Origin of the sequence: Rhizobium sp. SJZ105 (genome assembly GCF_007828365.1) — a bacterium.
GTDB classification, from domain to species: Bacteria; Pseudomonadota; Alphaproteobacteria; order Rhizobiales; family Rhizobiaceae; genus Agrobacterium; species Agrobacterium tumefaciens.
Map to the genome: position 1 here is coordinate 557,987 of NZ_VIUP01000002.1, position 14,842 is coordinate 572,828.

Here is a 14,842-nt window from a genome sequence, read left to right on the forward strand (position 1 = left end):
GACCGATGGACCCCGCTTTGGACAACGACATCGAGAAGGCTATCACAGTTGCTCTGGCGGTCGTGCCGAGGACTTTTAGAAACGGCTTTGGTGGCACCGGTGTGCAACGGCGGCGCATGCCTCACGCAACAAGGGAAGTCGCCGTCGTCGTCGCTCGATACCTAGGCCACACCTACACCTTCTACGAGGGCGACAGGAAGATCGAGACATGCGAAGTGGAAAGCTTCATTGCCGAAGTGCTGACGGCGGTGCCGGATGATCTGGCAAAAACCTACGCCAACAAGCTCACCCTCTATGCCGAGCCAGCCCGTAACGAGATTTCGGCGCGCTTGGCGCGGGCTTTAAACAATAAGTGGCGATGGACCTACAAGCCGAGTGACGCGATCCACCTAAAGCCCATGTTTGGCGATTGATCGGCGTGCCCGATCGGCAATAATCTAGATTGTCGGTTTTAAAGCTACTGCTGTGCCGGTAGCGGCGACAAACAGTATTCCGCCAGGGCCACTGGTATTCAGCTGATTGTAAGTGAAATCCACAGCGATCACAGCGTCTGCGCCGACCTTCGCCGCTTCTTTCTTCAGACCCTCAATGCAGGCTTCCCGCGTTTCCCTGAGAGCATTTTGAGACGTTTCCGATCTCCCGCCAACGAAATCGCGCCAGTTGTTCGCGATGTCTTTGAACACGCTCATGCCGATCGCTGTTTCCGATGCGACGATTGAGATAACATTTTCGATTGCGCGATTGGGTACATCGATCGAAGTTGTGAGGATCATTTCGTCCATCAAAACTTGAAGCTGCTTCGACGCCTCACGAGACTCGCAGTCGCCGCACAACTGCGTACCGCTGATCCAATACTCAGTCCCGCAACTCTTACATCTTGGCATGAAACACCCCTAGCCGTTTTCACAGACCGGACCATATCTAGGGCGACGCCGTTGGGTAAAGGGGGAGTTGACCGAAATCGCATTTTACGGCTTTGACAAGCTAGTTTGGAATTTTCAGAAATTCCGATTTCTCGTGTCAAAATTCCGAAACCGCGCTACAGGGTACAGCGAGGAATGCCGCAAATTCTCAACGTACGTCCAGAAGACGACGCAAACTTTGCTTTTCTCATTGAAGATGAATGGTAGCGGGAGAGGGACTTGAACCCCCGACACGCGGATTATGATTCCGCTGCTCTAACCACCTGAGCTACCCCGCCACAGGGAAAACGTGACAGCCATGTGACCGTCCGCTCCATCAGGATGAGCGGCTTATAAGGTGCCGCTCCCCAAAGTGTCAAGCGCATGACGCGCAAAAAATTCGCTTTCCACACGGCGGTGAAAACCGAATTGTTTCAGGCAGCAACCGGCTTTTCCAAAAGCGCCTTCAGCGAAGCCTCGGCGTCCACCGAGCGTTCCGAACGTTCGATGAAACCACCACCGTAAACGCGGGCATCCGCGCCCGGTGCAGAATAGAGCACGCAGGCCTGACCGGGAGCGACACCCGCCTCGCCGGTCATCAAATCCACGTAGATGCCGTTTTCATCGGCATGCAACATCGCTTCGGTTGGCGGGCGGGTGGAGCGCACCTTGGCGAAGCAGGCAAAGCCCTGCCCGGCCTCGTCCGCAAGCGCGCCATCGCCAAGCCAGTTCATGTCTCGCAGATAGACACGGCGGGTCTCCAGCGCCTCCCGCGGACCAACGATGACCCTGCGGCCACGCGCATCGAGATGCACGACGTACAGCGGCTCTCCAGTCGCGACACCAATACCCCGGCGCTGACCGATGGTATAATGCACGATACCGTCATGGCGGCCGAGTACGCGCCCGTCCAGATGGACGATATCGCCCGCCAACGCCGCATTTGGCTTCAGCTTGTTGATGATATCGGTATATTTGCCCTGAGGTACGAAACAGATGTCCTGACTGTCGGCCTTCTTGGCGACGACGAGACCCATGTCTTCCGCCAGCGCGCGTGTTTCGGCCTTGGAGAGACCGCCGAGCGGAAACCGCAGATAGTCGATCTGCTCCTGCGTCGTTGCAAACAGGAACCAGCTCTGGTCACGATCACTATCGATCGGGCGATAGAGCGCGCGGTGTCCCGGTTGGCCGGCAACGGGATTGGGACGCGAGCGGATGTAGTGGCCGGTCGCCAGCGCATCTGCGCCGAGTTCCTGAGCAGTGGCGAGCAGATCGGCGAATTTTACCGTCTGGTTGCAGGCAACGCAGGGGATCGGCGTTTCACCCATCGCATAGGCTTCGGCAAAGGGATTGATGACGGTTTCGCGGAACCGCGCTTCATAATCCAGCACATAGTGGGGAATGCCGAGCGTTTCGCAGACCCTGCGCGCATCGTCAATATCCTGTCCCGCACAGCAGGAGCCGGCGCGGTGCACAGCCGCACCGTGGTCGTAAAGCTGGAGAGTTATGCCGAGGACGTCATAGCCCTCGCGCTTGAGGATACCGGCCACAACCGAAGAATCGACGCCACCGGACATGGCGACAACGATCCGGGTGTCTTCCGGCCTCTTGTCAAAATCGAGCGTATTCACGTTTTTTCCCATCGTCAGTCATAACGGGGGTAAAGGCCCCGCCGCCTGTCGGTCATCCGCTGCGGGAAGCCTTAGTCGAAAAAGACTGTCCTGCCTCGCCACCATGCGGATTTAAGGGCTGCATATAGAAAGGAATGGCCGCGCACGCAAGTACGGGGCGGAAAACCGCCCCGTAAAGCAATCAGAGTGAGGTGGTGACCGGTTGTTAAGCGCCCGCCGTCTTCTGGCCGCTGCTGCCAATCCACTTGTCGCGCTCCCTCCACAGGGCCGGCAAAGCCAGCAAGCCTATTGCGGTAAGGGCGATCAGCGTCTTGCTGACCTGCGAAAGTTCGGCCGTACGGCCATCCAGATAATAGACGCCATAGACGATAGCCACGTGCCAGACATAGACCTGAAGCGAATGGCGGCCGAGCAGCTGCAGGAATTTCAGCGAGAGCACCCAGATCACGCCCTCCGCAATCGAGCGGACGATCGGGCGGTGATGCTTCGGACCGGCGATCACCAGCCAAGTGAGACCCACACCAACAGCAAGGAAATTGATGAGGTAGACCGGGCCGAAATCGGCACGGATCTCCATCGTGGAGAACTTGCCCATCACGAATTCCGGCATCAGGCCCCAGGCGGTTGCAATACGAAGCGGCATGAAAAACAGGCAGATGAGAAGTGCCGCCTTCGGAAGCCATGTTTGTTGCGGTGAGAAGATCGCCTTCCACGGAATGCGGTTCTGCGCCGTCATCGCGCCCAGCACCAGCGCCGAGTAGAACACCAGCTGCCAGCCGAGCAGATTGAAGCTGACACGGATACCCTGCTCGTCGGCACCCTTGACGAGTTCATTGAGCGGCGTCGTAACGATCTGCTGAAGACCGAGCTGGCCGGCCATCCAGACCAGCAGCGAGCCTGCCATGACATAAGCCCATTTGCCGTCGAGGCAGAGTTTAACGAGGACGGGTGCGAACAGCATGTAAACAATGTACTGCGGCAGAATATCCATGAATGTCGGCTGGAAGAGGAATGTGGCAATCGCCGCCAGACGCAGCGGATCGTCGAACGATGTCATGCCCAGCCAGTTGTACCAGATGTACGGCGCATGCGGGATGACCATGCGGAAGAACAGCACGGCGATGACGAGACCCATCGCATAGCGATAGAGCTCCATCGCCCGGTTCCAGATCATCTGTTTTCCGGCGTCATAGCCATATTTCATCATCTTGCGGGCATAGACCATGCCGATCAGCAGACCGGACAGAAAGACGAAGCCCTGCGCGTCTTCCACGAAGGCAAACTGGCGGTGATTGATTTCCACCAGCCAGAAACCGCCTGCAAACACCAGATGGTTGATCAGCATGAAGACGAGGAAGTAACCACGCATCCCGTCGATCAGGTCAAAGCGTTTCATCTCGATAGCTCTCCGTTCTCGCGGGCCGTGCATTGCCCGGCCACCCAGCCCGGCTTGCGGGAGGCGGGCCGGGAATTGGATTGTCAACGCTGTTTTGCGCCTGTGGTTCCCTTCCCAAAGCGGTTTAGAACCGGCGCGAAAAGTAACATTGACGTGTACGCATGCTGGTTAGGATGCGCGGACTGAACACCGGATGAATGAAAAACGGCAATTCCGTGGAGCAAAAGAGCTATGCGTCAGCGCCAAACCTCGACGAAGAGGGCGCAAACCCCTGCATGGCAGGGAAAACGCGGACAGCCACTCGCGGGACGATACAGATATCACCCGTTAGATTTATCAGTCATTTTTTTGGAGAGTTGTGATCTGCCACCGCGATCACTGAATTATCGACGAAAGACAATGTCGCGGCATCACGCATCGCGGCACGCAGAAGCCCGGAGGTTGGTAAAACCTCCGGGCTGTTTCATTCAGACAAGACTACGCGTCGTCTCAGGCAGCGGCCTGAATGGCGGCGACCTGCCAGTTGTCGTTACCGCCACGGCGCACGAAGGTCCACATTTCCACCGCTTCGGACGGATGCTGCTCGTCCCCTTCGATCACCTTGCCGGAGGTGCGGTCGCGCATAATGTCGATGGCGGAGTAGCGCATGGCTACCGTTGCATAGTCCTGGCCCTCTTCGTGCCAGGCTTCGGCAACATCGCCCTGCAGCAGCGTTACGTCGCGCACGTCGTTTTTCACGCCGCTCGTCGCGTTGTCGCTCAGTTCCTCAGCAAGATAGGACATGGCTTCCGGCGTCGTCAGCTTGCGCAACGTGCCGTAATCTTCAGCCCCATAGGCAGCCTGAACATCCTGCAGCATTTTCTGGAAGACTTCGAGATCGCTCTGGGTAATGCCAATTTCGTCACCTTCGGACATAGCATTGGCATGTGCCACCGGCTTTGCGGTTGCGGCAGTGGCCGCGGCTGCGCCGCCCGCAGCACCGGCAAGCGCGCCGATCTTCGGAATCTTGAACGAGGATGCGGAAGGACCTGCCTGCGGGCCGCCATTAAAGGAGGAGCCGGAATGATCCGTGCGCTGCGATCCGCCTGCGCCACCGAAAGCCGGCTGGCCCTGACGGCGCGATGCGAAGAAACGCATGGCGAACATGACCAGAAGGCCAATCAGCGCCACCTGCAGCAACATACCGAAGAAACCGGCCATACCGCCGAAACCGCCACCCATGAGCATGCCGAACAGGCCACCCATCAGCAGTCCGCCCATCAAGCCACCCATCATGCCGCCAAACAGGCCACGGCTCTGCTGCGGTGCCTGCGCACCGGGACGCGCCGGCTGTGCAGCACCGGGCGTCGCCTGGTTTTGCTGGGTGTTAGGAGTCATGCTGCGGTTGATCGGCGCGGTCTGGCCGGGGGCGGTGCTGGTCGACGGCGGCGCGGAAAACGTCCTTGTGCCGCGGCTACCGAAACCGCCGCTCGCACGGCGTGCTTCCGCCATATCGACGGCTACGAAAGATACCGCGATACCAAGCGCGGCGACTGCGAACAAACCTTTGAAGCGCCGAAAGGCAGCAAACATCACTATCTCCTGTTGGCCACCCTCCCATGAGCGGCATATCAGCACGCGATATAGCAACTCATGATCATCATTTTTAGTATGCCCGCCTTAAATTTTTCGTGATATGCAACCAGAGAGAGAAACACGCACACATTTCGGTGAAACCGGCGGTTCAGAAACAAAAAAACCGGCACAGGGTTTCCCCTGCACCGGCCCTTATTGTCCCCTTGGGAGGAACGATAGGTATCAGTCGATGTTGAATGTCAGCGGCCTGACCTGGCGGATTGCCGGGTTGGCGCGCAGCTTGTCCAGCACGTCTTCGGAAACCGGACCATCGACATAAAGAAGCGCGATGGCGTCGCCGCCTTCCTTTTCACGACCGAGCTGGAAGTTGGCAATGTTGACGCCAGCCTCACCAAGCGTGGTGCCCATGAAGCCGATCATGCCGGGAACGTCGGTGTTGGTGATGTAGATCATGTGCGATCCAACATCCGCATCCATGTTGATGTTCTTGATCTGGATGAAGCGCGGCTTGCCATCCGAGAACACCGTACCAGCAACCGAGCGAACCTGGTTTTCAGTCTTGACCGTCAACTTGATGTAACCGTCGTAAACGCCGGTCTTGTCACGCTTGACCTCGGACAGGATAACACCCTTTTCCTTGATCATAACAGGCGCGGAAACCATGTTCACATCCGCAACCTGGCTGCGGATAAGGCCCGCCAGCAACGCGCTGGTCAGCGCCTTGGTGTTCATGTTGGCGGTTGCGCCATCATAAAGGATTTCGATTTCCTTGGTGGCGCTTTCCTGCACCTGACCGACGAAGGAGCCGAGAACATCCGCCAGACGGATGAAAGGCTTCAGGCGCGGTGCTTCTTCCGCCGTGATCGATGGCATGTTGATGGCGTTGGAGACGGCACCCTTGACCAGATAATCCGACATCTGCTCGGCAACCTGAAGTGCAACGTTTTCCTGTGCTTCCGTGGTCGAAGCACCGAGATGCGGCGTGCAGACGACATTGGGAAGACCAAAAAGCGGGCTCTCGGTGGCGGGCTCGACTTCGAAAACGTCAAAGCCTGCACCGGCGACATGGCCGGACTTGATGGCGTCGGCAAGAGCCGCCTCATCCACCAGACCGCCACGGGCGCAATTGACGATGCGTACGCCCTTCTTGGTCTTGGCAAGGTTTTCGGCATTGAGGATGCCGCGTGTCTTGTCGGTCATCGGCACATGCAGGGTGATGAAATCGGCCTGCGCCAACAGCTCATCCAGCTCAACCTTCGTCACGCCCATTTCCTGCGCGCGCTCCGGCGACAGGAAGGGATCGTAGGCCAGAACGTGCATCTTCAGGCCAAGTGCGCGCGAGCAGACGATGGAGCCGATGTTGCCGGCACCGATGACACCGAGCGTCTTGCCGGTGATTTCGACACCCATGAATTTCGACTTTTCCCACTTACCCGCCTGCGTGGAGCTATCGGCAGCCGGAAGCTGACGCGCGACGGCGAACATCAGCGCAATCGCATGTTCGGCAGTGGTGATAGAGTTGCCGAACGGCGTGTTCATGACGATGATACCGCGGCGCGAAGCGGCCGGGATATCGACGTTATCGACGCCGATGCCGGCGCGGCCGATGACCTTGAGATTGGTCGCCGCTTCGATCAGCTTTTCGGTCGCCTTCGTGGCGGAACGAATGGCAAGACCATCGTAATTGCCGATGATTTCAGCCAGCTTGTCCTTGTCCTTGCCGAGTTTCGGCTGGAAATCGACTTCGACGCCACGATCACGGAAAATCTGGACGGCGGTTTCCGACAGTTCGTCGGATACGAGTACGCGAGGTGCCATGGTTCAGGGGCTCCTTGAAAAACGGTGCAGTTTTAAAAGCGGGAAATCGGCGGCCCTGCATCAACGCAGGGCCGGTATCAAAATCAGGCGGCAGCCTTGGAAAGTGTTGCCTTCTGCGTCTGGTAGGCCCAGGCGAGCCAGGGCATGACGGCTTCCATATCGGCCGTCTCGATGGTTGCGCCGGCCCAGATGCGCAGACCGGACGGTGCGTCACGGTAAGCGCCGATATCGAGGGCGACATTTTCCTTTTCAAGCAGGGCAACGATGCCCTTGGCGAAATCCGCCTGCGCAGCAGCATCCAGCGCCTGTACGTCGGGATCGACGATCTTCAGGCAGACGGAGGTGTTGGAGCGGGTTTCCGGCTTGACGGCCAGGTTGGCGATCCAGTCGTTCTTCTCGATAAAGTCGTAGATGACCTTGGCATTGGCATCAGCACGGCCAATCAGCGCCTTCAGGCCACCAAGGTTCTTCGCCCACAGCAGCGCGTCGATATAATCCTCAACGCAGAGCATGGACGGGGTGTTGATGGTTTCGCCAGTGAAGATGCCTTCGATGAGCTTGCCGCCGGAGACCATGCGGAAGATTTTCGGCAGCGGCCATGCCGGCGCGTAGCTCAGCAGACGCTCGACAGCGCGCGGCGAAAGGATGATGACGCCGTGGCCACCCTCGCCGCCCAGAACCTTCTGCCAGGAGAAGGTTACGACGTCGAGCTTTGCAAAGTCCATATCCTGCGCGAAGGCCGCCGAGGTGGCATCGCAGATCGTCAGACCCTTGCGGTCAGCAGGAATGAAATCGGCATTGGGAACGCGGACACCGGAGGTGGTGCCGTTCCAGGTGAAAACCACATCGCGGTCGAAATCGACTTCCGCCAGGTTCGGCAGCAGGCCGTAATCGGCCTCCAACTTGCGTACGTCCTTAAGCTTCAGCTGCTTGACGACATCGGTAACCCAGCCGGCACCGAAGCTTTCCCAGGCAAGCATATCGACGCCGCGTTCACCAAGCAGCGACCAAAGGGCCATTTCAACGGCGCCGGTGTCAGACGCGGGAACGATACCGATGCGATAATCGGCGGGAACATTGAGAATTTCACGGGTGAGATCGATGGCCTGCTTCAGCTTGGCTTTGCCAACCTTGGCGCGATGCGAGCGACCGAGCGGTGCATCGGAGAGAGCATCTAGCGACCAACCGGGACGCTTCGAGCAGGGACCAGAAGAAAAATGCGTATTGCCCGGACGGAGGTCCGGCTTCACTATATCTGTCATTTGACTACCCTTTCAGATAGGCGCCTCTCGTTAGGGAGAGGTGTCCTGACGCCGTTGCTATTCCTCTCACCGGCCTCCGTCAAGCGGAATATGTCGCTACGCATGAGAATTTTAGTCCATATGCGTCATGCGACGAACTGGATACCGCTGAAAACAAAAACCGCCCGCACCGGAGGAGGATGCGAACGGCTGAAGCTAACAGTCGGGCGTGACGTTTATTTATAAACGGCAGGCTGCAGCGGAATATCGGCAGGCGGCATGTACTGCGCGGTATCGCAGCCGTTAAAGACATAACGGCCACCGACGCGAACCTCATGCGAATACAGACCCTTGTCGCGGCCAGGACCGCCACCATTCGCAAAATCGAACATGTCGCCCTTGTTGATCTGGCGGAAGCGGTAACCGACATCTGCCTTCAGATTACAGGTAACATCGATCGACGCACCGGCCATCAGGGCATAGGCGAAGCGCCACTTGCCTCTGCCGCCATGTTCGGTGGTCGGGTCGCAGCCAAGGCCGTTGGTGCTGCACGAGGTATTGCGCAGCTTATCCCATTTGACGTAGGAGCCGCCGATACCGCCGCCAACATAAGGCGTGATGCGGCCATAGGTACCAAGATCGACATAGGCGTTTGCCATCAGCGTGTATGCTCTAAGCGAGCTGAGATCCGCTGAAACGCAGGGACCGGGCACGGAACCACAGCCGCCGATGGTAGACCCGCGGAAATCCGATTTACCCATGTAATCGAAGGTTACGTCACTGCGGAAATAGTTGTTGAACTGATAACCGACACCGGCGCCGACGATGTAGCTATCCTTGACATTAGCCGTATCGAAATCGGCGAGATAACCACCCGGTCCACCCTGATAATAATTGGCGCCGCGAAGCTTGTTGAAGGAATAACCGACGTCGCCGCGCAGATACCAACCACTTGCCTGCGTGATCTGCACTTCGGGTGCCTCTACATAGGCAGGTGCAGGTTCAGCTTGATAAAGATCGGCAGCGAAGGCGCTCGTGCCGGTCATCAGAACGGCCAGAATGCCGGCCAAAGCGTTTTTCATGACTTCCACTCCAGAAGAGGCACCTGCCGTTGCGGCAGCAAATGCCAGTGAACTGTTCAGTCACGGAGATTGGCGTAAAATGGTTAAGTCCCGATTAACCACGATCATTCACTATATTTATTAGGCAATACTCAAAGAAAAAGCCGACTCAAAAGCCGGCTTTTTCTTTTCACATTTGGTGGCGCAATTTATGCAGCCGAGCGGGCATTGGTGATGACGCCGACGAGATCGTTGACGATCTGCTCCACCTTCGCACTATCGTCGCCCTCCGCCATGACGCGGATCAAAGGTTCCGTGCCGGAAGGGCGGATGACGAGGCGGCCATTATTGGCCAATGCGCTTTCCGCATCGGCGATCGCCTGCTGCACGATCGGATTTTCCAATGGCTTGCCGCCGGAAATACGGACGTTCTTCAAAAGCTGCGGCACCGGCTCGAACTTGCGGCAAACCTCGCTGACGGTGAGGCCCGAACGTTTAACCTTGGCGAGAACCTGCAAAGCTGCCACCAGCCCATCGCCAGTCGTGCCGTAATCCGACAAGACGATGTGGCCGGACTGCTCACCGCCGACGTTGAAATTGTGGTTGCGCATATGTTCGACAACATAACGGTCGCCCACCTTGGTGCGGGCAAGGGTGAGACCCTTGTCGCCAAGGAAACGCTCAAGACCGAGATTGGACATCACGGTTGCGACAATGCCGCCACCACGCAGGGTATTGTCGGAAGCCCAGCTGTCGGCAATCACCGCCATGAGCTGGTCGCCATCGACGATCTCGCCGCGTTCGTCGACGATGATGACACGGTCCGCATCGCCATCGAGCGCGATGCCGATATCGGCCCGCACCTCATGCACCTTTTTCTGCAGGGCTTCCGGGTGGGTGGAGCCACATTCGAGATTGATATTGATGCCGTTCGGCTCGTTGCCGATGGTAACGACTTCGGCGCCCAGTTCCCAGAGTGCTGCGGGAGCCACCTTGTAGGCAGCGCCATTGGCACAGTCGATGGCAATCCTGAGCCCGCTCAGCGTCACATCACGCGGCAGGGTACGTTTGACGAATTCGATATAGCGGTAGATATCGCCATCCACGCGCTTGGCGCGTCCGATCTCGCTCGGCTTGGCGAGCTGGGCATAGAGATCCTTGTCGAGAAGATCTTCGATTTCCAGCTCAAGCTCGTCGGAAAGCTTGTATCCGTCGGGTCCGAAAAGCTTGATTCCATTATCGGAAAATGGGTTGTGCGACGCCGAGATCATTACGCCGATATCGGCCCGCAGCGAGCGGGTCAGCATGGCAACAGCGGGGGTTGGAATGGGCCCGAGCAGGAAGACATCAAGGCCGGCCGCGGTGAAACCTGCGACCAGCGCGTTTTCCAGCATGTAGCCCGAAAGCCGGGTATCCTTGCCGATCACGACACGATGGCGATGATGGCCCCGGCGGAAGATCGTTCCGACCGCAATGCCCACACGCATCGCCAGATCCGGCGTCATGGGGAAGACGTTCGATTGTCCGCGGATACCATCGGTTCCGAAATAACGGCGTGCCATTTGAACTCCAAATCTTTCGGGCATTCCGGCATAGCATAAAAGTACCGGAAGCGTTTTTGGCTAAATGCCACAAACCACGATAAACAGCACGTAAATTACAGCAAAAATGGCTTATATCTTGTTACCAAACTGAAAAGGCCACCCGGAAAACCGGATGACCTTTTTCAATAGTCGTCTTGGCCAGGCAATCAGTGCGGCTGTGGCTCCATGCCGCCTTCAGCCTCGCCGTCGCCCTTGGCTTCGCCGTCACCCTTGACTTCGCTTGGGCCGTCCTTCTTGGTGCCTGCTTTCGGAACAGCCGAGCCACGGCTGCCAGGAGAATCGTCACCCAGATCGCGTGCCGGCTTCTCGCCCCTCAGCAAAGCCTTGATCTCGTCGCCCGTGAGGGTTTCGTATTCCAGAAGACCCTCGGCAATAGCAACGAACCCGTCGTGATTGTCCGTCAGGATACGACGTGCCTCTGTATAGGCCTCGTCGATCAGACGGCGGACTTCGGTGTCGATCGTCTGAGCCGTTGCCTCGGAGACATTCTTGGACTGCGAGACGGAATGGCCAAGGAAGACCTCCTGCTGGTTTTCACCATAGGCGACCTGGCCGAGAGCGTCGGAGAAGCCCCATTGCGTTACCATGGCGCGGGCAAGCTTGGTGGCCTGCTCGATATCCGAAGATGCGCCGGAGGTGATGTTTTCCTTGCCGAAGGTCAACTCCTCGGCAACGCGGCCACCCATCATGATCACCAAACGCGACACCATCCATTTGTAACTCATGGAGTAGCGGTCACCTTCAGGCAACTGCATGACCATGCCGAGTGCACGGCCACGCGGAATAATTGTCGCCTTGTGCAGCGGATCAGCCAAAGCAACCTTCAGCGCGGTAATCGCATGCCCCGCCTCGTGGTAAGCGGTCAGTTTCTTTTCCGCTTCGGTCATGGCGGAGGAGCGGCGTTCCGCACCCATCATGATCTTGTCCTTGGCGTCCTCGAACTCCTGCATGGTAACCACGCGCTTGTTACGGCGAGCAGCCATCAGGGCGGCTTCGTTGACGAGGTTCATCAAGTCAGCGCCCGAGAAACCGGGGGTGCCACGGGCCAGAACCTTGAGATCGACATTCGGAGCCAGCGGCACGTTGCGAACGTGAACCTTGAGAATGCGCTCACGGCCGACGATATCCGGGTTCGGCACGACGACCTGACGGTCGAAGCGGCCGGGACGCAGAAGTGCGGGATCGAGAACGTCCGGACGGTTGGTGGCGGCGATGAGGATGATACCTTCATTCGCCTCGAAGCCGTCCATCTCGACCAGCAGCTGGTTGAGCGTCTGTTCGCGTTCGTCATTGCCACCGCCGAGACCGGCGCCGCGATGTCGACCGACAGCGTCGATTTCGTCGATGAAGATGATGCACGGCGCATTCTTCTTGGCCTGCTCGAACATGTCACGCACACGGCTTGCGCCGACGCCGACGAACATTTCCACGAAGTCAGAACCGGAAATGGTGAAGAACGGCACATTAGCTTCACCCGCGACGGAGCGCGCCAGTAGCGTCTTACCAGTACCTGGAGGGCCGACCAGCAGCACGCCGCGCGGGATCTTGCCGCCGAGTCGCTGGAACTTCTGCGGATCGCGCAGGAATTCCACGATTTCCTCAAGGTCTTGCTTGGCTTCGTCCACACCTGCGACGTCGTCAAACGTCACGCGGCCGTGCGCTTCCGTCAAAAGCTTGGCCTTTGACTTGCCAAAGCCCATCGCGCCGCGCGAACCGCCCTGCATCTGCCGCATGAAGAACAGCCAGACGCCGAGGATGAGGAACATCGGCAAAAGCGTGCCGAGATAGCTCAAAAAACCGGAAGAACCGTCGCTCTCGGGACGCGCGACGATGGTGACGTTCTTGCTCTGCAAGCGCTCCATCAAGCTGTCGTCGATTACTGGGGAATAGGTCTGAAAGGCCGTGCCGTTCTCGGTATAGGTTCCGAGAACCCGGTTACCGGTGACGGTCACGTCGCGAACTCGCCCGGAATCCACATCGCGGAGAAACTGGGAATACGGAATTTCCCGCGAACCCGTTTGCGTCGGCGAAGTCTGGAACATGCTGAACAAAGCGATCAGCAAGAGGGCAATCACGGCCCACAAGGCGAAATTTCTGAAATTTGGGTTCATCGAACTCCCCGAACTCACACGGACATGTTTGCTGCCCGCTATTACTCGACCCTAACATAAGGACGACATCTGCCGTTGCCAAGGCAAAGGGCGTTATCTGATGCGTTTTGGTGTAAAAACTATTCCAAGGCAATTCACGAAAAAGAGGCCGGATTTAAACCGGCGGCTGTGGATAGGCCGCACGGCCGAATAAAACCGCGATGGCATTCGCCAACTCAAGGTCGAAGCGCGGCAGAAAAAGATCGAAGGGGGCAAGCCTCGGCACGATACTGATGGCGCTTTCCGGAGAGGCTCGAGGGGGAACCAACGTGGCAATTTGCGGCAGGATCGCCATCGCCTGTTTTGCAATCCCTGGCGGCACCGCTGGAAAAAGCGCTGCCGCATCCGCAATGCCACCCGTCCTGCCCGCCGCAATATTGACCGGAAAAGCCGATGTGTTTTTCACAAGTAAACGATCGTCCCAGAGGCCCTGCCCACCAGCCTTGACTTGCAGTTCCGGCATATTCCGGTGCTCGCGGAAAAGATAAAGCCCGTCCTTTCGGCGATCGAGAAGAACGCGGCCAACCGTTATCCGTCCGTTCTCGCTGGTTTTGAGAAACTGCAACACCCGATGCATGCTGCTGGTCGCCGGGAAATAGGCCCTTCCACCGAGATTAGCGATGAGCACCGCTAGCCCGTGCCGAAATTCGGGAAGATCGGGCATCATGCCTTCAACCGACAATCTGGCGAGCGTGGCGTGAAAGACTTCTGCGTTTTGTTGGAGGAAAAAGGCGGTTTTCTTGGAATATGCCTGTCGTTTGACGGCGGCCTGCGCATCAAACGGCGGCGGAGAGTCGGAAAGCGACTGCCGCACACGAACCCGCTCGTAGCGCGCGTTGTCATTACTCGGGTCGTCAAACCAGCCACGCGAGCGAGATGATACGAAATCGCGGATCTCCTGTCTTTCACAGGTCAGAAACGGCCGCATGATCCAGTGGCGTCCACCGTATAATACAGCATCCGCCATGCCGGCGAGGCCGAGATTTTCGCTGCTCCCGCTTCTGGCGGCACGCATCGCCACGGTTTCCCGCTGGTCGCCAAGAGTATGCCCCGTCACGACGAGATCAGCGCCAATGTCGCTCGCAACGTCGGCGATCAGAGTATATCGGGCAAGACGAGAGGCTTCGGAAATGCCGGAAGCGGGTTTGGGGTCATCCCATCGGCGCACGGTATGCGGGATACCGAGTTCCGCGCAGAGCAAGGAGACCTTGTGAGCCTCATCAGCGGATTCCGCCCTTAGGGCATGGTCAACCGTGACGGCGGAAAGCCGCACCCGGTCGGGGTCTGCCTCCGCCTTCGCCTCATGCAGTGCCAGCAACAGACCGGTGGAATCGCTACCGCCGGAGATTGCGATGAGAATATGGACGGGTTTGCGAAGATTTTCGACGAAAGACCTAGCCGCAGCGAGCGGCGCAACCGTCTTTTCGTTCAAAATGCGGACATCAACCGGCATGGAAAGACCGC

General features: G+C 58.1%; 11 protein-coding genes and 1 tRNA gene. 1 reads left to right on the forward strand and 11 read right to left on the reverse strand.

Annotation, left to right across the window (positions count from 1 at the left end; genetic code table 11):
- Window positions 1-5: 5 nt before the first annotated feature.
- Window positions 6-413: a hypothetical protein gene (locus FB593_RS11835; RefSeq protein WP_145166619.1), complete on the forward strand. Its 408-nt coding sequence runs from the start codon at window positions 6-8 to the stop codon at window positions 411-413.
- A 24-nt stretch (window positions 414-437) separates the two neighbouring features.
- Here the strand turns inward: FB593_RS11835 and FB593_RS11840 are convergent, their stop codons facing one another.
- The 11 genes from FB593_RS11840 to tilS all read right to left on the reverse strand — a co-directional run bounded on the left by FB593_RS11840 (window position 438) and on the right by tilS (window position 14,831).
- Complete coding sequence (locus FB593_RS11840; protein ID WP_321186277.1) at window positions 438-782, reverse strand: YbjQ family protein; 345 nt, start codon at window positions 780-782, stop codon at window positions 438-440.
- A 342-nt stretch (window positions 783-1,124) separates the two neighbouring features.
- Window positions 1,125-1,201, reverse strand: a tRNA-Met gene (locus FB593_RS11845).
- 135 nt (window positions 1,202-1,336) lie between these two features.
- Window positions 1,337-2,533: a tRNA 2-thiouridine(34) synthase MnmA gene (gene mnmA, locus FB593_RS11850; protein WP_025595394.1), complete on the reverse strand. Its 1,197-nt coding sequence runs from the start codon at window positions 2,531-2,533 to the stop codon at window positions 1,337-1,339.
- A gap of 205 nt (window positions 2,534-2,738) precedes the next feature.
- On the reverse strand, window positions 2,739-3,929 hold the full coding sequence (locus FB593_RS11855; protein ID WP_003511376.1) for an OpgC family protein: 1,191 nt from the start codon (window positions 3,927-3,929) through the stop codon (window positions 2,739-2,741).
- Between the two features lie 489 nt (window positions 3,930-4,418).
- Window positions 4,419-5,501 (reverse strand): Tim44 domain-containing protein, encoded by a 1,083-nt coding sequence (locus FB593_RS11860; protein ID WP_003511377.1) that lies wholly within the window; start codon window positions 5,499-5,501, stop codon window positions 4,419-4,421.
- 225 nt (window positions 5,502-5,726) lie between these two features.
- Window positions 5,727-7,322, reverse strand: a complete 1,596-nt coding sequence (gene serA, locus FB593_RS11865) for a phosphoglycerate dehydrogenase (RefSeq protein ID WP_003511378.1) — start codon at window positions 7,320-7,322, stop codon at window positions 5,727-5,729.
- 83 nt (window positions 7,323-7,405) lie between these two features.
- Complete coding sequence (locus FB593_RS11870; RefSeq protein ID WP_003511379.1) at window positions 7,406-8,584, reverse strand: phosphoserine transaminase; 1,179 nt, start codon at window positions 8,582-8,584, stop codon at window positions 7,406-7,408.
- Between the two features lie 215 nt (window positions 8,585-8,799).
- Window positions 8,800-9,645, reverse strand: coding sequence for an outer membrane protein (locus FB593_RS11875; RefSeq protein ID WP_003511380.1), 846 nt, complete (start codon window positions 9,643-9,645; stop codon window positions 8,800-8,802).
- A gap of 188 nt (window positions 9,646-9,833) precedes the next feature.
- Entirely contained in the window at window positions 9,834-11,186 is a 1,353-nt protein-coding gene (glmM, locus tag FB593_RS11880) for a phosphoglucosamine mutase (RefSeq protein WP_003511381.1), read from the reverse strand.
- A gap of 188 nt (window positions 11,187-11,374) precedes the next feature.
- A complete protein-coding gene (gene ftsH / locus FB593_RS11885; protein WP_013761814.1) occupies window positions 11,375-13,339 on the reverse strand; it encodes an ATP-dependent zinc metalloprotease FtsH in 1,965 nt (654 codons plus the stop codon).
- Between the two features lie 154 nt (window positions 13,340-13,493).
- Complete coding sequence (gene tilS / locus FB593_RS11890; protein WP_025595393.1) at window positions 13,494-14,831, reverse strand: tRNA lysidine(34) synthetase TilS; 1,338 nt, start codon at window positions 14,829-14,831, stop codon at window positions 13,494-13,496.
- Window positions 14,832-14,842 lie beyond the last annotated feature (11 nt).

Coding starts and splice junctions, on each gene's coding strand:
- FB593_RS11835 (WP_145166619.1), top strand. CDS start 6: ATGGACCCCGCTTTGGACAACGACATCGAGAAGGCTATCACAGTTGCT.
- FB593_RS11860 (WP_003511377.1), bottom strand. CDS start 5,501: ATGTTTGCTGCCTTTCGGCGCTTCAAAGGTTTGTTCGCAGTCGCCGCG.
- glmM (WP_003511381.1), bottom strand. CDS start 11,186: ATGGCACGCCGTTATTTCGGAACCGATGGTATCCGCGGACAATCGAAC.
- FB593_RS11870 (WP_003511379.1), bottom strand. CDS start 8,584: ATGACAGATATAGTGAAGCCGGACCTCCGTCCGGGCAATACGCATTTT.
- ftsH (WP_013761814.1), bottom strand. CDS start 13,339: ATGAACCCAAATTTCAGAAATTTCGCCTTGTGGGCCGTGATTGCCCTC.
- FB593_RS11875 (WP_003511380.1), bottom strand. CDS start 9,645: ATGAAAAACGCTTTGGCCGGCATTCTGGCCGTTCTGATGACCGGCACG.
- serA (WP_003511378.1), bottom strand. CDS start 7,322: ATGGCACCTCGCGTACTCGTATCCGACGAACTGTCGGAAACCGCCGTC.
- FB593_RS11855 (WP_003511376.1), bottom strand. CDS start 3,929: ATGAAACGCTTTGACCTGATCGACGGGATGCGTGGTTACTTCCTCGTC.
- tilS (WP_025595393.1), bottom strand. CDS start 14,831: ATGCCGGTTGATGTCCGCATTTTGAACGAAAAGACGGTTGCGCCGCTC.
- FB593_RS11840 (WP_321186277.1), bottom strand. CDS start 782: ATGGACGAAATGATCCTCACAACTTCGATCGATGTACCCAATCGCGCA.